Here is a 20,353-nt window from a genome sequence, read left to right on the forward strand (position 1 = left end):
CGTGGTTCCGTTCCGACCCACCGGCATTGTTTACTTGTTGATCGCCTCGTCGAGGTTGAGCAGCTCGTTGGCGAGCATGGTCCAGCCGGCGACGACGGCGGGGTCGCGGCCGGCGTCGAGCGGCAGTTCGCCGACCTTCATCAGCTTGGCGGCGTCGTCGGGGTGCGACTGGTAGTAGGCGATCAGGCGGTCGAGCGAGGCCCGGACGATCTTGGTCTCGTCGTCGCGCAGAGGACGGGCCAGCAGCCGTCGGGCGAGGAAGTCGATCCGGGCGTCGCCGGCCTCGGGGGCCTCGGCCAGGACGCGCTGGGCGAGCGCCCGGGCGGCCTCGACGAACTGGGGGTCGTTGAGGGTGACGAGCGCCTGGAGCGGGGTGTTGGTCCGTTCGCGGCGGACGGTGCAGACCTCGCGGCTGGGGGCGTTGAAGACGTCGAGCGAGGCGGGCGGCGCGCTCCGCTTCCAGAACGTGTAAAGGCTGCGGCGGTAGAGGCTCTCGCCCGCGTCGCGCTTGTAAAAGTGGGTGTTGCTCTCGGGCATGGCGACCGCTTCCCAGACCCCTTCGGGCTGATACGGTCGGACGCTCGGCCCGCCGAGCTTGGCGACCAGCAGCCCGCTGGCGGCCAGGGCGTAATCGCGGACGACTTCGGCGTCCATGCGGAACCGGGGGCCGCGGGCCAGGAGCCGGTTCGACGGGTCCTTCTCGACCTTTTCGGGCGTGGCCGCGGCCGACTGTCGGTAGCTCGCCGACGTCACCATGAGCTTGTAGAACCGCTTCACGTCCCAGCCCGACTCGCGAAACTCGACTGCCAGCCAGTCGAGCAGTTCGGGGTGCGACGGCTGCTCGCCGCTGACGCCGAGGTCGCCGGTCGTCCGCACGATCCCCTGGCCGAAAACCTCCTGCCAGAACCGATTGACCGACACCCGCGCCGTCAGGGGATGCTCGGGCCGCAGCAGCCACTTCGCCAGGCCCAGGCGGTCGTGGGGAAGGTCGGGGGGCATCGGCGGCAGGACCTCGGGCGTCTTGGGCTTCACCGGGTCGCGGCGCTGGTCGTACTCGCCGCGGTTGAGGACGAAGGCCATCGCCCCCGCCGGCTTCTCCTGCATCACGTGCGCGATCGTCCCCCGGGCTTGCAGCGCGGCCTTCTCCTGTTCGAGGCCGACGAGCTTCGTCCGCAGGTCGCGGCTGGCCGGATCGCGGGTTTTGAGCCACCAGGCGAAGGCCGCGTCGACCTCGGCCGGCGGTCGCTTGTCGGCGGGCTGGGCGATCAGCGGCAAGTAGCGGCCGACGCCCGCGAGGTCGGCGACCTCGGCGTCGGTGAGCGCCTGGCGGTGGAGCCGCACGTCGCTGATCCCGACCTTGTCGACCCGGTCCGACGAGTGCCGCTGGCCGATCTTGAACGGGACCGTCGCGCGGATCGAACCTTTCAGCGAGTCGGCCGCCGAGGTGGTCTGCTGGGGCTCGCCGTTGACGTAGATCTTGACGCCCGTCGGCTTGCCCGAGCCGTCGTACGTCATGAACAGATGGGTCCAGACCTCGGTCGGCAGCTCGTTCTTGGTGACGGCCTTGAAGGCGTCCTTGGGCCACGAGTGGACCATGTGGGTCGCGGCGCGCTTGCCTTCGAGCCAGAGGTCCCAGCCGCGGTGTTCGTGCTGATCGTCCATCCGGGCCATGACCGAGCCGGTCGCGCCTTCCTTGGGGAGCTTCACCCAGGCGCCGAACGAGAACGGCTGATCCTTCTCGAAGTCGCCGGCGTCGAGGCTCTCGAACGGCTGCCGGGCCGCGTCCCCCTCGCGCGGGGCCACGCCGACGTTCAGACGCAGCTCGCGCGTCGGGGTCATCGCGGCGAGGGCCTCGGGCTTGAGGCCGGCGAGCCAGGCGTCGAACTCGCCCCGAGCGGCCTTCGCGCGGGCGTCGACGGCGGTCTTGGCCTGGGCGATCGCGGCGGGGAGCGCGGCCCAGCGGTCGGCGTCTTCCGGCTGGGGGACGACGACGACGGGGGGCGTGTCCTTGATGTTGCCGTCGTAGGCGTCTTGCGTGGTGTTGTTGAAGAAGGCCGACAGCTCGTAGAACTCCTTCTGGCTGAAGGCGTCGAACTTGTGGTCGTGGCAGACCGCGCAGCCGGTGGTCAGCCCCAGCCAGACCTGCGAGACGGTCTCGGTGCGGTCTCGGGTGTAGTTGACCAGGTTCTCCTCGGCGATCGTCCCCCCTTCGTTGGTCGACATCGCGCAGCGGTTGAAGCCCGAGGCGATCTGCTGGTCGAGCGTGCGGTTGGGCAGCAGATCGCCGGCGATCTGCTCGATGGTGAAGCGGTCGAACGGCATGTTGCCGTTGTAGGCTGCGATGACCCAGTCGCGGTACGTCCACATCTCGCGGAAGTTGTCGAAGTGGAAGCCGTGGGTGTCGGCGTACCGCGCGGCGTCGAGCCAGTAGCGGGCGCGGTGCTCGCCCCAAGCGGGCGACCGGAGCAGGTCGTCGACGTATTTTTCATAAGCGTCGGCCGATTTGTCGTCGACGAACGCCTCGACGTCGGCGGGCTTGGGGGGGAGGCCGACGAGGTCGAGGCTGAGCCGGCGGGCGATCGTGCGGCGGTCGGCCTCGGGCGCGGGCTTCAGGCCCTCCGAATCGAGCCGGGCGAGGACGAAGGCGTCGATCGGGTTGCGAACCCAGGCCGGATCGCTCGTCTTGGGGGTCGCGGGCCGCGTCGGGGCGATCATCGACCAGTGGAGCTGGTACGCGGCGCCCTGGGCGATCCACCGCGTGAGGACGTCCTTCTGCGCGGCGGTGAGCGTCTTGTGGATCGCCTTCGGCGGCATGACCTCGTGCGGATCGGTCGAGTTGATCCGCTCGATGAGCCCGCTCTCCTCGGGCTTGCCGGGCTCGATCGCGCCCATCGCGACGGCGTCGTCGCGGCGGTCGATCCGCAGGTCGGCCTTCCGCGCCGCGCTGTCGGGGCCGTGGCAGGCGAAGCAGTTTTCCGCCAGGATCGGCCGGACGTCGCGGTTGTACTCGACGGGGCCGTCGGCCCGCGCCTCGGCGATCGGCCAGGCCGCGAGCCCGAGCGCAGTCGCGATCGCGGAAGCGAGGATACGGTTTCGACGGCTCATCTCAGCTCCTCCTCGAATTCGGCCGGCGGCGACGCCCCTTCGGGCAGCGCGCGGCTCCAGTAGTCGACCCCCGCGGCGATGTGCCGCGCCATGGCTGCGACGGCCGCCTGACGGTCGCCGGCCAGAAGCGCCTCGACGACCGCCAGGTGCTCGCGGGCCTCGGCGTCCAGGCGATGGTAATCGTTGCGGCTCTCGGAGTGGCTCCACGCCACGTCGCGGAACGTGCGGAACAAGATGCTGAACCGCCCCAGCTCGTTGACCAAAAACGAATTCCCCGAGCCCGACGCGATCAGGTCGTGCAGCCGGCTGTCGAGCGCCCGGGCCTCGGTCACGCCGCCGACCCAATGGTCTTCCTCGACGCCGATCAAGGCGAGCAGGGCCTCGCGGAGCGCGACGAGGTCCGAGGTCGGAATCCGCCCGCAGGCCAGCCGGACCGCCTCGCATTCCAGAGCCCGGCGGACCTGACAGATCTCGCGGACCTCGCGCGTGGTGACCCGCCGGACGATCGAGCCCCGGTTGGGCGCGGCGTCGACCAGCCCCATCCCCGCCAGCATGATGAGCGCCTCGCGCACCGGCGTGTGACTCACGCCGAACCGCCGCGCCAATGCCTGCGTGACCAGATGCTCGCCCGGCCGGATCGACCCGTTGACGATCTCGCGCAGCAGCGATTCCACCAGAACCTGCCGCCGCCGGCCGTGGTCCCACGTCGTGGACGATCCCGTCGTCGTTGATCTCAACACAGAGGAAGACTCCCGACAGCCGGGTGGACTTCTCAGCAGGAAAAGCGGGGAAACCGGACGCGCTGTTTGGAGCCAGACGACCCGACGGCGCCACCCCGGCCCCTTCGCCGTTTGGGCTCTCTATCCTACCCTGAACATCAACCCTCTCGCCACCCAAGTTCTGTAGAATCGCCGAGGCGACCGGCGTCCGGAGCGAGAGGAGTAAGCATCTCGCTGCTTAGTCAGGCTGGTCTGAATGAAAACATGCGTGTCGGCCCGTTTGCGGCGAAAAGAGGGTTATATTGTTTGCGGGCGGGCCGCTGAATCTTCTTTTTCTGCTTCTTCTGCTTCTTCGGGGATGGCGATTGCTCTGGAAATAGCTCGTCAGAGCCGAGGGCGCGCCCCATTACGAGCCCGAAGCGCCAGCGAGTGAATGGTTCCGACGGCCCAACGCCGATTCACTCGCTGGCGCTTCGGGCTTGTATTCGGACCTGGTCGACCGCAAGCCCCCATTTCCATGAGGCCGGGCGTTCCAAAACTGGGGCATGACGATTCGTTCGGCTCATCTTCGGAAGACACGTCCTACTCCTTTACCAAGAGAACAATCCGGCGAAGTGACGAGAGGGGCGATTCGATCGACGTGAACTAGGATTAGAGCGTTACGCCGTCGAGTTGTGGACGGCCGTCGAAACAGGCGGTCGCCCGGAGGCTTTCTCAACGGTCGGCTCAATGTCCCGTCAGATGGATCTGCGTGAAAGGGACGGTCAGTAGTCGCTGATAGTTCACCTGTCACAAGGGTTCCCCGCATCATGAGAAAGCACGCGAAGAGGCGAGCGTTCACGCCGAGGCTGGCGGTTTTGGAGCAGCGTCGTTTGCTGGCCCTGACCGCGACGTGGATCGGGCAGGATGGAAGCGACTTCGTGGGCACCGAGGGGCTGATCAACCCGCAGCGCCCCAACGACTACCAGGACATCCACATCCATTTGACGGGCCTGTCCAGTGTCGCCGTGGCCAGCGTCACGGTCACCAAGCCCGTGAGCGGCGGTTGGGTCTGGAACCCACTCGGCAACTGGTCGAACGCCGTTTATAAGCCCGCCGCCGCCCCCGGCGCGGGCGACCTCTACATGGAGCCCGAAGCCGCCGACCCCGCGGGCACGTTGTACGACGCTATTCGCGTCGTCTACGCCGACGGGACGTTCGAGACGACCTCGATGACCACCGGCTCGGCGGTCGACCCCAACCTCCGGACGCCCGGCGAGCAGGTCACGGCCGTCTTCGTGGGGCAGGTCGCCCAGGATTGGACCGGACCGAACATCGGCGTCGGCCCGGATGGGATCGAGGACGTTCAGATCGCCCTGTCCAACCTCTCGGCGGGCGCGGCGGTCCACGTCACGCTCACCGCCGCCACCAATCCGCCCCGGGTGTGGGAATCCGGAACCAACCCCGACGGCCACTGGAACGCCGAGCTGTTGAACCGGCCGGGGCAGAACGGGACCCTGGGAACGACCGCCGATTTGTTCATCTCCCCCGACGTCAATCTCGCCGGCGTCCCGATGACCCTGGTGGTCACCTACGAGCATCAGAACCCCGACGGGACGTACACCAACCGGAGCGGCAAGACCGACACGGTCGTCTTCACGGCGGGCGCGACGAACCCCAACCTGGCCATGCCCGCCGTCGCCCTGTCGAATCTGCCCCAAGCGAGGGCGGCGAGCCTGCCGCAAGACGCGTCGAGCCCCGGTTACTCGCACGCGGCCCTCGACGCCGGAAGCCTGGCGGCCCTTCCGTCCGGCCAGTCGTTCGCCACCGTGCGCACGGCGGTGCTCAGCAATCTCTATGGTTCGAGCTGGGCTTACACGGGGCCGGGGGCGGCGGCTCCGTATACGGGCGGATCGAGCCCGATGGCCCTGCGGTACAACGCGACGACCGGCGTCTTCGACTTCCCGCCCGTCCGCGACGAGGCCGGTTCGACCCTCACCCTGCTGCTGACGTTCAACGACGGCTCCCAGGCCGTCGCCCGGTTCGCCGGTGCGCCGAGCGACATCGGCCGTCTCGTCGCCGACACCCGCGTCGGGGCGAGCGTTCTCGACGTCGCCAGCGCCGCCGACCTGCTCGCCAAGCTCCAGGCCCACGCGCCGAACATCCATCTCACGGCCGGCTCGTACACGCTGAACGCCCCCTTGAATCTGAACTATCCGGTTCAGATCACGGCCGATCCGGGGATCACGCTGAACTTCGCCCTGTCGAGCGCCCCGGGCTCGCCGTGGAACTCGTCGTCGGGGGCGATTCTCGTCTCGTCCAGCCACGTCGCCCTCGACGGCTTTGCGATTCGGTTCCAGGGCGATTCCAGCATGTGGACGGCCGCCGATCGGGCCATCGTCCAGGCGGGGCTGGGCGATTCGAACGTCGACCTCTCGTTCACTCATCTCGACGTCCAGGCTCCGTCGGCCGCGATCGCCACGGGCTACGAGGACGCGTTCGCCCTCATGAACTTCGACCCGGGCGATTCGGGCCTGATCGCGAATAACATTCTCAAGGGAGGCTGGATCCAGCTCGGGGTCGGACCCTGGCAGGTGCTCGACAACGATTATCAAGGCGCGGTCGCCAACACGATCACGCCGACCTTTCTGAACGTGCACACGAGCCACGACCTGACGATCACCGGCAACCACGTCCACGCCCTCGCCCCCGCCGGGATCACGCTGCGGTTCCTGGTCTACGGCGGCGGCGATTCCGGTCAAGGGATCGGCAACCTGATCGAGAACAACACGATCGACGGCGGAATCGGCACGCCCGTGAACGCGGTGCTCCCACCCGGGTACGACAACAGCCCCGAGATCATCTTGCTGGAAACCTACCAGCCTCGGTTCGAGGGGAAGCCGTCGGCCGTCTCGCCCGACGGTTCGATCGTACAGATCCCCGCGCTGCGCGGCCCGTCGGCCCGGACCGGCGACGTCGTCTCGATCGTGACCGGACCGTACGCCGGCCAGTGGCGGATGATCGCCCAGGCGCTCAGCCCGACGCGGTACCTGCTCGCCGATCCGCTGCCGCAAGGCGACTATGTGATCACGATCGGCCGCGGCTTCGTCGACCAGACCTATCGCGGCAACACGATCGACGTGCGTGGGATGTCCCCGGACAACGTCGGCCTCGTCATCAGCGGCAACGATTGGGGCACGCGCATCGTCGACAACACGTTCCTCGGCGGCGACGGCCTCCGCATCGGCGCCGGCTCCAGCGAGAGCGCCTTCGAAGGTCAATACGGCGCGCCCTGGGGCTGGTCGCGGCTGCCGGTCTTCGACCTCGCGATCAACGGCAACATGTTCGACGACGCCTATATCTCGCTCAGCGTCGCGCACGACCGGCAATACAACAAGTCGAGCAGTGGGCGGACGTATCTCACGGGCGACTTCTCGAACAACGAGATCCTCTGGACGGACCCCTCCCGATCCCCCGTGACGATCGGCGTCGGCCCCGATCCCAGCACCGGCGCGCCCGCCTACACTCAGGTGAATTACCCCTGGCTCACCCTCGACGAGATCCGCCTGACCATGCGGAACAACTGGAGGAGCGACCCCTCGACCGGCGCGGTGGCGGCGACGATCCGGGTCTACGCCGCGACGCTCAACGGCGTCGGGGCCAACGATCAGACCTACCTTCTGCCGACCGCCTCGATCATCACGGCCGCGTCGCTCGGGCAGGACGGGAGCGACTTCGTCGGCGGCTCGGGGACGCCGACCAGCCCCGACGACTTCCAGGACGTCCACCTCGTCCTGACCGGCCTCTCCGCCGAGAAGCCGATCACCCAGATCATCGTCACCGGCTACGGCGGTGGCGATTGGCGGCTGGTCGGCGCCCCCGCCGCTTACGCGTTGGCCCTCGTCCGCCACGGGACTACCGCCGACCTTTACCTCCAGCCCTACCAGAACGAGACCGGACGCTATATCACGGTCGAGATCCATTTCGCCGACGGAACCACGGTTTATCCGATCGTCGACGCCCTTTATGCGACGGCCCGCCTGCCGATGCCGATCGATCCGGCGCCGGCGACGAGCGTCGTCTCGGCCCGAGGCGGCAACGCGGCCGGCGGCGAGGGCCCGGCGCAGGCGTTCGACGGCGACGTCCACACCAAATGGCTCGACTTCTCGGCGACCAGTTGGATCCAGTATCAATTCGCCGGCGGCGCCGCCCCGGTGATCTCGCAATACACGATCACCAGCGCCAACGACACGGCCTTGTACCCCGGCCGCGCGCCGAACAGTTGGACGCTCAAGGGCTCCAACGACGGCGTGACCTGGACGACCCTCGACGTCCGGACCAACGAGGCGGTCACGTCCAACTTCACCGCGACCACGTATACATTCGCGAATTCGACGCCGTTCAAGATCTACAAGCTCGACGACATCGTCAGCAACGGCGACCCGATCATCCAGATCGCCGAGATTCAATTCCAGACGACGCCGACGGCCGCCGCGGTCGTCGACCTGGCGCGAGGCAAGGCCGCGACCTCCTCCTCCAACGAAGGCGCCGCTTACGCGCCCGGCAATACGGTCGACGGCGACGCCTCGACGCGATGGTCAAGCGGCCAGTGGCTGCAAAACAACAACATCGGCTGGATCACCATCGACCTGGGCGCCGTCTTCGACGTCGACCGCGTGACGCTCGACTGGGAGGCCGCCTTCGCGGTCGACTACCAGATCCAGGTCAGCGACGACGCCAGCAACTGGACGACCGTCCAATCCGTCGTCGGCAACACGACCAGCGGCGTGATCGATTACACGAACCTCTCGGCGCGCGGCCGCTACGTGCGGATCTACTGCACCCAGGTCAACGCCACCAAGAACTACTCGCTGTACGATGTGAACGTCTACGGCGCGTGAGTTCATTCAAGCGAGCCGCGAGGGCGCGCCCCATTACGAGCCCGAAGCGCCAGCGAGTGAATTCCCCGCTGGCCGACCGGACCATTCACTCGCTGGCGCTTCGGGCTGCTCTGAAGATACCTCGGCCAGGGCTGCCCCATTACAAGCTCGAAGCGCCAGCGAGTGGATGGATTCGACCCGCCGATGGGAAATTCACTCGCTGGCGCTTCGGGCTGCTCTGAAGATACCTCGGCCAGGGCTGCCCCATTACAAGCTCGAAGCGCCAGCGAGTGGATGGATTCGACCCGCCGATGGGAAATTCACTCGCTGGCGCTTCGAGCTTGTATTCGGACCCGGCCGACGCGATCCCCATTTTCATGAGGCCGGGTGTCCCGGCCGCGTCATGATGGTTTGCATTCGGACCCGGCCGACGCGTCCCCTCATTTTCATGAGGTCGGGTGTCCCGACCGCGTCGCGGTTGACAAGATGTGCGGTTTGGACCGATGATCGGCGCTGGACGAGCGGTGCGTCGGCGACGGATTGGCGGCGCGTCGAGAAATTCGTCCAACGCGGTCGGGGTGCGGGAACGTATCATACTGTACGTGGGGAGGTAACGCGATGCGGAAGCCGACCGACAGCGTCCCCTCCCCATCCCCCGAGGACGCGGATCGTGCGAATCAGGCGAAAACGGCCGGAAACGACGGTTCATTGATCGGGGGCCCCGTGAACCCGCCTGACCGAAACCGAGACCGACTTAAGGTTGGACCGACGACGGTGACCCCCTCCTTGGATACCACGGCCGTTACGGCGACTTCGGGCTCCGAGGACGAGGCCAGTCTCAACGACGCCTGGCTGGTCGAGCGGGCGCGGCATGGTGATCATGCCGCATTCGCCGTGCTCGTCAGACGTTACGAACGCAAGCTGATCCGCGTGCTGGCTCGACTGGTGCGCGATCCCGAACACGCTCGCGACCTGGCTCAAGAGACGTTCTGGCGGGTTTACAGCCGCCTCGACCGTTTCGATTCAGGCCGGCGGTTCGGCCCCTGGCTGTTCCGGGTGGGCGTCAACCTCGGGCTCGACCAGCTTCGGCGCAACAAGAGCGAGCCCCCGCCGCCGGCCTCGATCGACCGCAGTTACGACGATGGGCGAGCCCCGTTCGACCCACCCGATCCGGACCCGAGAATTCAGGCGGAGCTGGCCCAGGAGGTTCAGTTCATCCTCGCACAGATGCCCGTTTCGTACCGTACGATCCTCGTCCTCCGCGATTTAGAAGGATTCTCGTCGTCGGAGGTTGCGGCGATCGTGGGCCGTCGAGAGGCGACGGTGCGATGGCGTCTTTCCAAGGCACGCGAAAAATTCCGCTTAATCTGGGAGCGCCGCCAGGATGCGGCGCAGGAGGCAGCCACGGACGGCTGACGACCCTTATGAAAACAAAACCAGACCAAACAGCGTGCGCCTGGACGCGACGTCGGCTCCCCCTCTTCGTGGGAATGGCCGCCGACGCCGGATCGACGACCGAGCGGGACGGCGATCTGAGCCGCGACGATCGGCTGTCGATCGAGGACCATCTCGACGTCTGCGGCGATTGCCGGCGGCGGCGGTCGGCCCTCGTCCGGTCGATGTCCCTCCTGTCGGCGGCGGCGGCCGAGTCGCCCGTCGAGCCCCACGCCCCGTCGCTCTGGCAAGGGGTCGCGGCCCGGATCGAGGCGGCCGAGGCGTCGCAACCGTCGATCTGGTCGCGGGTCTCTCGGGCGCTCTTGCCCGCCTCGGCTCGTACCGTCGCCGACCGCGCGACCGGCCGGCTCGACCGCATCCGGGGCGGCCTGCCGCTCCAGCTCGCCTGGATGCGCGACTCGATCGGCCACGACCTGCCCGACCGCCTCCGAACCGCCCTCGACCGCGACGCGCGGTCGTCGGTCCGCCTCGGCGACCGGATTTTCGGGTCGCTGACCTCCCCCGCCGGCCTGGGCGCGGTCGCCGCTGCGACGGTCTTCGTCGTCGCCGCCTCGCTCGTGCACCGATCGGCGACCGAAGCCGAGGCGCGGATCGCCGCCGAATCGAGGCCGATCCCGATCGAGCTTCAGGCGGTCCCCCTGGTCATCGCGCCGGCGCGGGCCGAAGCCTCCTCGGCCGACGAGTCGCGGTCGCAGGAGTCCGAGTCGTCGACCGAACCCGAGGCCCTGGCCCAGGTTTCGACTCCGTCCTCCCCCGCCTCGGGCTCGGTCCCGGCGAGCAACGCCAGCAAGCCGGCGGCCGTCCGCCGCTACGACCACGATCTTGAATACGGCATCCCCATGCCTCCCGACGCTCGGATCGCCAAGCCCGCCTACTGACAGGACGATCAGGGAGCGGAATACGAGCCCGAAGCGCAAGCGAGGGGATCGCTTCGGCGACCCCGAAAATCATCCCTCGCTTGCGCTTCGGGCTCGTATTCGGACCCGGTGGGCGGCCCTCGACCATCACCTTGAAGCCATCTTGAGCTTGAGCCTTGGTTTTTTGAGAGTCCCCCCATGGCGCCCCGCGAGACCCACGTCCGGAACCGCCTGCTCCTCTGGCTCGCCAGCGGCCTGGGGTTCGCGGTCCTGGCCTGGGCGGTCTCGAACGGCTCGCTCAACCGGCTGAGTTGGGGACCGTCGGCCCGAGCGCCGGAACCCTCCTTCCCGACGCGGGCGCAGGTGGCGAAGGACGCCAAGGCCGGCCCGTCGCGAGCCTTCGCCCGCTGGCTGGCGACGTCGGGCGCGATGGGCGTCGACGGCGACGGCGACCTCGATTCCGACCCGAACGCGTTCCCGATCCCGGCCGCCCCCCCCACGCTCGCGCACCGCGAGCACGAAGAGTCCGACGACGACGAGGTCTTGTTCGCGGCGATGGAGCGGCTCGAACGGCGGATGGCGGCCGGCATGATCCGCGCCCGCGACTCGGTGGTGACGCTCGAATACAAGGCGGCCGACGGACCCGACGGCACCCGCCGCGTGGCCACGGGGGTCGTCATCAATCCGCAAGGCGACGTCCTCTCGGTCCGGATCGATCGGCCCGTCCGGGCCCCGGGCGAGAGCGAGGCCGACGACGAGACGGGCCCGGCGCGGATCACCGCGCGCGACGCCTTCGGCCGCCAGCACCTGGCGCGCTGGATCGCCGCCGATCCCGACACCGGCCTGACGCTTTTGAGGATCGCCCCGCGCGCCGTCCGGCCGATCCGCCAGGCCGCCGAAGGCCCGGCGCTCGGCAGCCAGGTGTTTGTGATCGGCAACCCGTTCGGCCTCGGGCACTCGGTCAGCCGGGGCCAGATCGCCGGCCTCGACCGGACGCTGGAGCTGCGGTCGCGGCAGATCAACGGCCTGATCCAGGTGCAGACCCCGCTCTTTCCGGGCGACAGCGGCGCGGTGGTGGTGAACTTCCGGGGCCAGTGGCTGGGCCTGATCCGCAGCGGCCTGGCGATCCCGTCGACGGAGAACGCTCCGACCGGCGAGCGCGGCAACGACCTCGGTTTCGCCGTCCCCGCCGACCACGCCTTGTGGATCGCCGCCCAGCTCCGCGACCTCGGCCAGGTCGACCGCGCGTATCTGGGCGTCCGCCTTGAATCGGACTCGGCCCTCGCGACCTCTCCCGAAGGCGCCGCGCTCCGCGACGTCTTGCCCGACACCCCCGCGGCGCGGGGAGGGCTTCGGATCGGCGACCTGATCGTCTCGTTCGACGACCAGCCGACGCGCACCGCCCTCGACCTGACCGAGCGGCTCGACCGCACGCCCGCCAGGAAGGCCGTCCGGCTCGAAATCGTTCGGGGAGGCGGGGCCAAGCCCGAGCGCAAGGTCGTCTGGGTCGAGACGGCCAACCGGCCCGACGTCCCTCGTCCCGCCCCGCCGACCGCCGTCGTCGTCACCCCGACCGCCGCCGCGACCCCCGCCGCGCCGACTTCGCCCAAACATCTCCGCGCCCCGGTCGGCCCGACCCGCGCCGAGGAGCTTCCGCTCACGCTCCCCCCGGCCGTCGCCGACCGCCTCGACCGCCTCGAACGCCGGCTCAACCTGCTCGAACATCCCGAGCCGAGCCGTCCCGAGAAGCAGGCGAGCACCGCCCAGATCGCTCCCTGACGTGGGCCGACCGAGCGCTCAGTAGGGGCCGCCCCTTGTGGGCGCCCAATCCACCTCGGCAGCCACGAGCACTCACAAGGGGCGCCCCTACGAGCGCCCGGTCGGCGCAGGGGCCGAATTGGGGTTCCGGCCTTCCCACGTGGCCGGTAAGATACGGGCCTAGCACCATTTTCGCGGAGCGCAACTGGAGTGTCCCCGCCGCCGTCGAGGAAGGATCCTGTGAGTACGGCTACCACCGCCATACCCGCCGCCCGGGCGCTGCCGCCCGTATTGGGGCGTTTGCTCAGCGGAACCTTCTGGCTGGCGCTGCGCGTCCCGCTTCAGGTCGTCTTCTCGCTGTGGACGACCCGGTTGATCCTGGACACGATCCACGCCGACGCGATGGGGGCGTACGGGTTCGCCACGGGGTTCGGCTTCTTCCAGATGCTGTTCGAATTCGGGGTCAGCTCGGCGCTCCAGCGGCAGATTTCCGATTCGTGGACGCGGGGCGATCGCGAGGGGGTCGACCGGGCCGTGGCCTGCGGCCTGAATTTCTACACCGCGATGGCCTTCGTACAGATGGTGGCGCTCCTGGGGCTCGCTTACTGGGCGTTGCCACACACGGGGTTCCAGGGCGAGTCATACAATCTGATCGTCAAGCTGCTCTGGCTCCAGATCGTGACGGCGCCGTGCTACGGGTTCTCGGTGGTGGTGTCGAGCGTGCTGCAAGCGGCGCGACGATACGACTTCATCCCCCGGCTCGAGCTGGCGATCACGATCCTCCGCAACCTGGTCCTGATCGCCGGGCTCAAGAGCGGCGTCGACTTCTTCTACCTGGTCGTGGCCCAGACGGCGATCCAGGTGTTCTTGTCGCTGGGGCCGGCAGTCTGGGTGATGATCCACGACCTCGGCCAGAAACCTCGGTTTCGCGGCGCCCGCTGGGCCGACTACAAGATCCTCGGCCACATCAGCTTCTACATGGCGCTCATCCAGATCAGCGTGGTGCTGGGCGACAAGGTCGACACGACGATTCTCGGGTTCGCGATCCACGAGCCCGGTCCGGCGAACGCCATGTACAGCGTGGTGAGCAAGCCATTCTTGCAGCTTCGCCAGACCGGCTGGATGCTCGCCTACATGGTCATGCCGGCCGTCGCCAGCCTGGCCGCGGCGCGCGACAGCCTCGGGCTGGAGCGGATCAAGTACGACGGCACCCGGATGCACCTGACCGCCGTCCTGCCGATCGGCCTGCTCGGCTGGATCTACGCCGGGCCGTTCCTGACCCTCTGGATCGGCCAGGGCCTGGACTGCGACCCCGAGAAGATCGCCCCGCTGATGCGGCTGTTTTTGACCGCCGCGATCCCGTTGATCCTCTCGGTCCCCGTGCAGATGGCCATCGGCGTCAACAAGATCGAGGTCATCGCCCTGTCGGCCCTGGGCGGGGCGCTGATCAACGTGCCGATCAGCTACTATTTGACCACGCGACTGGGCGTCGCCGGCGTGATCTGGGGCACCGTGCTGACCACGTTCGTCTCAAACTTGATCGTGCCCGGAGTGTACGTCTTCCGCGTCCTGGAGATCGACCCGCGCACCTTCCTGAAGCGGACGCTGAGCGCTCCCCTGACCGGCGCGGTCGCCTTGATCGCGGCGACCTGGCTGGTCCGCCAGGCGATGCCGATCACCTACCCGGGCGAATCGCTGCGGACCCGCGCCGTGCCGCTGTTGATCCACCTGACGCTCGGCACCGTCGCGTTCATCGGCGGCTATCTGCTCGTCCCCACCGGCCGCGGCGACCTCGCCAGCGTCTGGGCCAAGCTCCGACGCCGCTGATTCAGCCTCGCCCCGCATCTTTTCCGGGGGCGAGCCGGGTCGTAGAATGGCGTCGACGGTTGCGAACCGACCTCACTCCTCGACCAGGCCCCGCGGGATTTTCGACTCATGAGCGACGCCGCTTCGACTCCGACCTCGTCCGCGCCGACTTCTTCGCCCCTTTGCCCGCACATCCTCGACGCCACGTCCGAATCGTTCACGGTCGACGTGATCGAGCGGTCGCGGACCGCGCCGGTCGTCATCGATTTCTGGGCGCCGTGGTGCGGCCCTTGCAAGATGTTGGGGCCGGTGCTGGAGAAGCTGGCGCGCGAGTACGACGGCAAGTTCACGCTGGTGAAGATCGACGTCGACCAGGCGAGCGACATTGCGGGGAGCTTCGGCGTGCGGTCGATCCCGGCCGTCTTCGGCGTCCGCGACGGCCAGGTGTTCGACGCCTTCACCGGGGTCCTGCCCGAAAACTCGATCCGTCAGTGGATCGACCGCCTGCTGCCGAGCCCCGCCGAGACCCTGATCAAACAGGCCCAGGCGCTTGAGGCGACCGATCCGCAGACCGCCGAGGCGAAGTACGCCGAGGCCCTGGCGATCATCCCCGACCTCCCCGAAGCGCAGCTCGGCCTGGCCCGGCTGGCGCTCGCCGCCGGCCGCACCGAAGAGGCCGCCGGCGTGATCTTCGCGCTCGAGCGCCGGGGGTTCCTGGAGCCCGAGGGCGAGAAGCTCAAGGCCGAGCTGATCCTGCGGACGCAAGCCGCGAACTCCGGCGGCGTCGACGCCGCCCGCGCCGCCCTCGCCGCCGAGCCGAAAGATCTGGCCCGCAAGTTCGCCCTGGCCGAAGCCCTCGCCGCCTCCGGCGGCTACGAAGAAGCCCTTTCAATCTGCCTCGACCTCGTCGAGCGCGACCGCAAGGGGGTCGGCGAGAAAGCCCGCCAGACCATGCTCGCCGTCTTCCAGCTCCTCCCCTCCGACTCGCCTCTCGTCACCGAATTCCGCCGCCAACTGTCCCTGGCGCTCTAGTTCGTGCTATTAATATCAAATAGAAGAAGAGAGACTGCGACTGGTCGCTTGACGAACCTGCCAGGTCTTGACGAGTCGGCTTGTCAATCGATCAAGCCCCATCGACTCATGTCAGGTTTCTAGTGCGTTCGGCTCCTTACATGCGGCAGGCGGGGGGCTGACCGATGGGGAGGTCGCTCATGACGATCGTCACCCTCCAGATCGACGGCAAGATCGTCGGGGCGCGCGAGGGCGACACCGTCCTCCACGCGGCTCGCTCGGCCGGCGTCGACATTCCAGCTCTCTGCCACCTCGAGGGCCTGACCGACGTCGGCTCCTGCCGGCTCTGCCTGGTCGAGGTCGGCGACGGCAAGCCCATGACGCCCGCATGTGTGACCGCGGTCGCCGAGGGATTGGACGTCCGGACCGACACGGAGAGATTGCGATTCCATCGGCGCACGGTCGTGGAACTGATGTTCGCCGCGGGCAACCACGCCTGCGCCGTGTGCGTCGCCAACGGTGATTGCGAGTTGCAGGACGCGGCCGTCGCCGTCGGCATGGATCACGTCGGGTTCGAGTATCAGCACAAGCCGCTGACGGTAGACGTCAGCCACGAGCTGTTCGGCGTCGACCACAACCGCTGTATCCTCTGCACCCGTTGCGTGCGGGTCTGCGATGAGATCGAGGGGGCGCGCACCTGGGGCGTTTCGGGCCGCGGCGCGGACGCCAGGGTGGCGACCGACCTGGACCAGCCCTGGGGCGACTCGCCGACCTGCACATCATGCGGCAAGTGCGTGATGGCCTGCCCGACCGGCGCCCTCTTCCATCGCGGAGACACCGTCTCGGGAATCGACCACCGTCGCGACCGGCTCGCTTCTTTGATCGCAGCGCGGGAGCACAAGCCATGGCCCGTTTGAGGCTCGCCACCGCCTGGCTCGGGGGATGCTCGGGTTGCCATATGTCGTTCTTGGACATGGACGAGTTCCTGATCGACCTGGCCGGTACGGTCGACGTCGTCTTCTCGCCGTTCGTCGACGTCAAGGAGTACCCCGAGGGAGTCGACGTGGCGCTGGTGGAAGGGGCCGTCTGCAACGAAGACCACCTGAGGCTGCTGCCGTTGCTGCGCGCCAGGACCAGGACGGTCGTCTCGTTCGGCGATTGCGCCGTGACGGGCAACGTCACGGCCCTGCGCAACCCGTTCGGCGGCGCCGAGAGCATCCTCGATCAGGTCTATCTTGGAAGCGGCGGCCGGGTCCCTTGCGAGCCGGGGATCGTGCCGGCGTTGCTTGACAAGGTCGTCCCCGTCCACGCGGTCATCCCGGTGGAGCTCTACCTGCCCGGCTGCCCCCCGTCCGCCCCCCGTATTCGCGCCGTGCTGGAAGCCTTGATCGAGGGCAGGACGCCGCGTCTGGAGGGCGAGGACATCCGATTCGGATGAAAGCGACCGTTCACGATTCGAGGAGCGCGTCTCATGGGCCAGCGGATCGTCATCGACCCGGTCACTCGGATCGAGGGGCACGCCAAGATCACGGTGCTTCTCGACGACGACGGGCGGGTGTCCGACGCCCGGTTCCACGTCACAGACTTCCGGGGGTTCGAGAAGTTCTGCGAGGGGCGTCCGTTTTGGGAGATGCCGGGGATCACCGCGCGGGTCTGCGGGATCTGCCCGGTCAGCCACCTGCTGGCGTCGTCCAAGGCCGGCGACGCGATCCTGGCCGTCTCGATCCCGCCGGCGGCCGTGAAGTTGCGGCGGTTGATGAACCTCGCCCAGATCGTCCAGTCGCATGCGCTGAGCGTCTTTCATCTGAGCGGCCCCGACTTGCTCCTCGGGATGGACTCCGACCCGGCTCAGCGGAACGTCTTCGGCCTGATCGCGAAACACCCGGAGGTCGCCCGCGCGGGCATCCGGCTGCGGCAGTTCGGCCAGGAGATCATCGAGGCCCTCGGCGGCCGCAAGATTCACCCGGCCTGGTCCGTCCCCGGCGGGGTCCGCGCGGCGCTCACGGTCGACGGCCGCGAGGCGATCCGCGGACGGCTCGCCGAGGCGAAGCAGACCGCCCTGATGGCGCTCGGGCTGATCAAAGGATTGCTCGACGGCTTCCGCGAGGAAGTCGCGAGCTTCGGCGATTTCCCCAGCCTGTTCCTGGCCATGGTCGGCCCTGATGGGGTCTGGGAACACCACGACGGCCGGCTACGGGTGACCGACTCGACGGGCCGAATCGTGGCCGACGACCTCGACCCTGCCGACTACCGAGATTTCCTCGGCGAGTCGGTCGAGCCTGACTCGTACCTGAAATCACCGTACTACGCTCCGATGGGCTGCCCCGACGGGATCTATCGAGTCGGCCCGCTTGCGCGATTGAACGTGTGCTCCAGGGCGGGCTCGCCGCTCGCCGATGTCGAGCTTGAAGAATACCGCCAGCGGGGCGGTCGCACGGTCACCGCGTCGTTCTACTATCATTACGCCCGCCTGGTCGAGATCCTGACCGCCGTCGAGCACGTCGAGCGACTCCTCGACGACCCCGATCTTCTCTCCGATCAGATCCGCGCCCACGGCGGCGTCAACCGCATGGAGGGCGTGGGGGCCAGCGAGGCGCCCCGGGGCACGTTGTTCCACCACTACCGGGTGGACGAGAACGGGCTGCTCACGTGGGTCAACCTCATCATCGCCACGGGCCACAACAACCTCGCGATGAACAAGTCCTTGGCCCAGATCGCCCGCCATTTCATCAAGGGCTCGCCGATCCCCGAGGGGGTGCTGAATCGTCTGGAGGCGGGGATCAGGGCGTTCGACCCCTGCCTGAGCTGCTCGACTCACGCCTTCGGCCTGATGCCGCTCCACGTCCAAGTCGTGGGCCCCGACGGGGCTGTCCGGGACGAGATCTGGAGGCACTGATCTGATGGACGACGCGCGGCCCGCCCTGGTGATCGGATACGGCAACACCCTGCGCACCGACGACGCGTTCGGCCCTCGCGCGGCCGCCGTCGTGCAAAGTTGGGAACTGCCGGGCGTGGCGGCCCTGGCGGTGACGCAGCTCGCCCCCGAGCTGGCTGAACGGCTGTCGGCCGTCCGCCTCGCAATCTTCGTCGACGCCCGCATTCCGCCGAACGAAGGGCCGTCGGGCGTCGAAGTCCGGCCGCTCGAGCTGTCGAGCATCGCGTCAGCGTTCGGACATGTGAGCGAGCCCGGCCGCCTCCTGGCCCTGGCTCAAGCGGTCTACGGGAGCTGTCCCCGGGCATGGCTCGTGACGGCGCCGGCGGCCGATCTGGGGCTGGGCGACGGGCTGACCCCCCAGGCGGCTTGCAGTCTCGAAGTGGCGTTGAGGCGTATCGCCGATCTGCTCGGCCTTGATGGAGGCCCGGACGCAGAAGCCGCCTGCGCCGAGGGCGGGAGGATCTGCGGAGGTGAGCCCCACGAATGACGACTCGGCGCTGGATGGGGGACGGTGGTCGAGATCCGGCGGCTCGCTCATCTCAAGGAAGAGTACGAGTCCCGCGCTCGCCGTTTCTGGATGGCGAATCTGAGCTACGACGACTTCCTCGATCCCGATGCCGTCCTGACTCCTCGCCAAGTCCGCCATTTTGAAGGTCAGCGGAACAGGACGAACCGCCGGAATAGCAGGCCGTCGACTCAGCCGCGAAGCCGCCAGCCGTTGCCGGTTTCATGACCGTTGCCGTTCCGGCGGGCGAGGCCCAGCAGGCCGGCGGCGAACGTGCCGGCGACGGCGCCTAACGCGGCGACCTTCAGGGCGGGGTGGTGTTCGAACACCTTGGTGTACCAGCTCGACGTCCGGCCGGGGTAGTCGCCGCGCTCGGCGCCATGGCCGGTCCAGGGTTCGAAGAGGGTGTCGCGGCCGTTGTCGGGCTCGTGCGACTTCTGCTTCTCGATGCTCGCGCCCGCCATCAGCGACATCTGGTCGGCCATCGCCGGGCTGAGCCGCTGGAGCCAGTCGTAGCTCTTGGCCGAGACCCCGACGAAGATGTCGCGGCGGGGGTGCTCGGCGGCGAACACGATCGCCTCGGCCACGGCCTCGGGCTCGTAGACGATCCCCGGCGGCGACGCCTTCGCGCCGAGCTTGCTGCGCGAGTGCGCGAAGAACGGCGTGTTGGTCGCGCCCGGCAGGATCAGCGTCGTGCGGACGCCTGAATTCTCGTGGTCCAGCTCCAATCGAAGCGCCTCGGTGAACCCCTTCACGCCGTGCTTGGCCGCGCAGTAGATCGACTGCAACGGCGCGCCGCGGACGCCCAGCTCGGACGCCACGTTGATGATCGTCCCCTCGCCTTGCTTCCTCATGTAGGGCAGGGCGGCCTTGGCGCCGTAGATTTGGCCGAGCAGGTCGACGCGGATGATCCGGTCGATCTCTTCGACCAGCAGGTCTTCGAAGTGGGCGTAGACGCTGACCCCGGCGTTGTTGACCCAGGTGTCGATCCGCCCGTAATGGGCGGCGGCGGCCTCGGCGAGCCGCTCGACCTGCGGCCACTCGGCGACGTCGGTGACCACGACGTGCGCCTTGCCGCCGTCGCGTCGGATCTCGGAGGCTACTTCTTTAAGCGCCGAATCGTTGCGCGCGGCGAGCGTGACCTGCGCTCCTCGCTTGGCGAACTCGATCGCCGTCCGCCGGCCGATCCCCGATGAGGCCCCGGTGATCACCACCGACTGTTCATGCAATGGTCGCATCGTCTTCACCCTTTGCGTCTCGTCTCTGATGAAGCCGCCCGCGACCGGCGACAACGCCAGGACGACCAGGAACCAGCGGGCGACCGGACACCGAACTTCAATGCA

General features: G+C 68.2%; 13 protein-coding genes. 10 read left to right on the forward strand and 3 right to left on the reverse strand.

Translation table 11 applies throughout. The features are described 5' to 3' along the window. Positions 1-30: 30 nt before the first annotated feature. A complete protein-coding gene (locus BSF38_RS17240) occupies positions 31-3,105 on the reverse strand; it encodes a DUF1553 domain-containing protein (protein WP_076347655.1) in 3,075 nt (1,024 codons plus the stop codon). After that, positions 3,102-3,845: a GntR family transcriptional regulator gene (locus BSF38_RS17245; RefSeq protein WP_210405614.1), complete on the reverse strand. Its 744-nt coding sequence runs from the start codon at positions 3,843-3,845 to the stop codon at positions 3,102-3,104. Before BSF38_RS17245 ends, BSF38_RS17240 begins: the two co-directional genes overlap by 4 nt. A 788-nt stretch (positions 3,846-4,633) precedes the next feature. On the opposite strand from BSF38_RS17245, the gene BSF38_RS17250 reads away from it, so the two are divergent. The 10 genes from BSF38_RS17250 to BSF38_RS17295 all read left to right on the forward strand — a co-directional run bounded on the left by BSF38_RS17250 (position 4,634) and on the right by BSF38_RS17295 (position 18,992). Next, entirely contained in the window at positions 4,634-8,704 is a 4,071-nt protein-coding gene (locus tag BSF38_RS17250; RefSeq protein ID WP_083713023.1) for a discoidin domain-containing protein, read from the forward strand. 753 nt (positions 8,705-9,457) lie between these two features. Continuing rightward, positions 9,458-10,099, forward strand: coding sequence for an RNA polymerase sigma factor (locus BSF38_RS17255; protein WP_237170500.1), 642 nt, complete (start codon positions 9,458-9,460; stop codon positions 10,097-10,099). An 8-nt stretch (positions 10,100-10,107) separates the two neighbouring features. Further along, positions 10,108-11,016 (forward strand): zf-HC2 domain-containing protein, encoded by a 909-nt coding sequence (locus BSF38_RS17260; protein WP_145952189.1) that lies wholly within the window; start codon positions 10,108-10,110, stop codon positions 11,014-11,016. A 177-nt stretch (positions 11,017-11,193) separates the two neighbouring features. After that, the gene (locus BSF38_RS17265; protein WP_076347661.1) at positions 11,194-12,774 is read left to right on the forward strand and encodes a S1C family serine protease; all 1,581 of its coding nucleotides are present in this window, start codon (positions 11,194-11,196) and stop codon (positions 12,772-12,774) included. A 219-nt stretch (positions 12,775-12,993) separates the two neighbouring features. Next, positions 12,994-14,580 (forward strand): MATE family efflux transporter, encoded by a 1,587-nt coding sequence (locus tag BSF38_RS17270; protein ID WP_076347663.1) that lies wholly within the window; start codon positions 12,994-12,996, stop codon positions 14,578-14,580. A gap of 108 nt (positions 14,581-14,688) precedes the next feature. Then, positions 14,689-15,591 carry a thioredoxin gene (trxA, locus tag BSF38_RS17275; RefSeq protein ID WP_083713026.1) on the forward strand — a complete coding sequence of 301 codons (903 nt, stop codon included), beginning with the start codon at positions 14,689-14,691 and terminating at the stop codon, positions 15,589-15,591. A gap of 179 nt (positions 15,592-15,770) precedes the next feature. After that, entirely contained in the window at positions 15,771-16,487 is a 717-nt protein-coding gene (hoxU, locus tag BSF38_RS17280) for a bidirectional hydrogenase complex protein HoxU (RefSeq protein WP_076347665.1), read from the forward strand. Continuing rightward, positions 16,475-17,008 carry an NADH-quinone oxidoreductase subunit B family protein gene (locus tag BSF38_RS17285; protein ID WP_076347667.1) on the forward strand — a complete coding sequence of 178 codons (534 nt, stop codon included), beginning with the start codon at positions 16,475-16,477 and terminating at the stop codon, positions 17,006-17,008. The genes hoxU and BSF38_RS17285 overlap by 13 nt, the downstream gene beginning before the upstream one ends. A 33-nt stretch (positions 17,009-17,041) precedes the next feature. Then, positions 17,042-18,466 (forward strand): Ni/Fe hydrogenase subunit alpha, encoded by a 1,425-nt coding sequence (locus tag BSF38_RS17290; RefSeq protein ID WP_076347669.1) that lies wholly within the window; start codon positions 17,042-17,044, stop codon positions 18,464-18,466. A gap of 4 nt (positions 18,467-18,470) precedes the next feature. Beyond that, entirely contained in the window at positions 18,471-18,992 is a 522-nt protein-coding gene (locus tag BSF38_RS17295; protein WP_076347671.1) for a hydrogenase maturation protease, read from the forward strand. A 209-nt stretch (positions 18,993-19,201) separates the two neighbouring features. Here the strand turns inward: BSF38_RS17295 and BSF38_RS17305 are convergent, their stop codons facing one another. After that, complete coding sequence (locus BSF38_RS17305) at positions 19,202-20,248, reverse strand: SDR family oxidoreductase (RefSeq protein ID WP_076351029.1); 1,047 nt, start codon at positions 20,246-20,248, stop codon at positions 19,202-19,204. Positions 20,249-20,353: the final 105 nt, after the last annotated feature.

This window comes from Paludisphaera borealis, assembly GCF_001956985.1.
GTDB lineage: Bacteria > Planctomycetota > Planctomycetia > Isosphaerales > Isosphaeraceae > Paludisphaera > Paludisphaera borealis.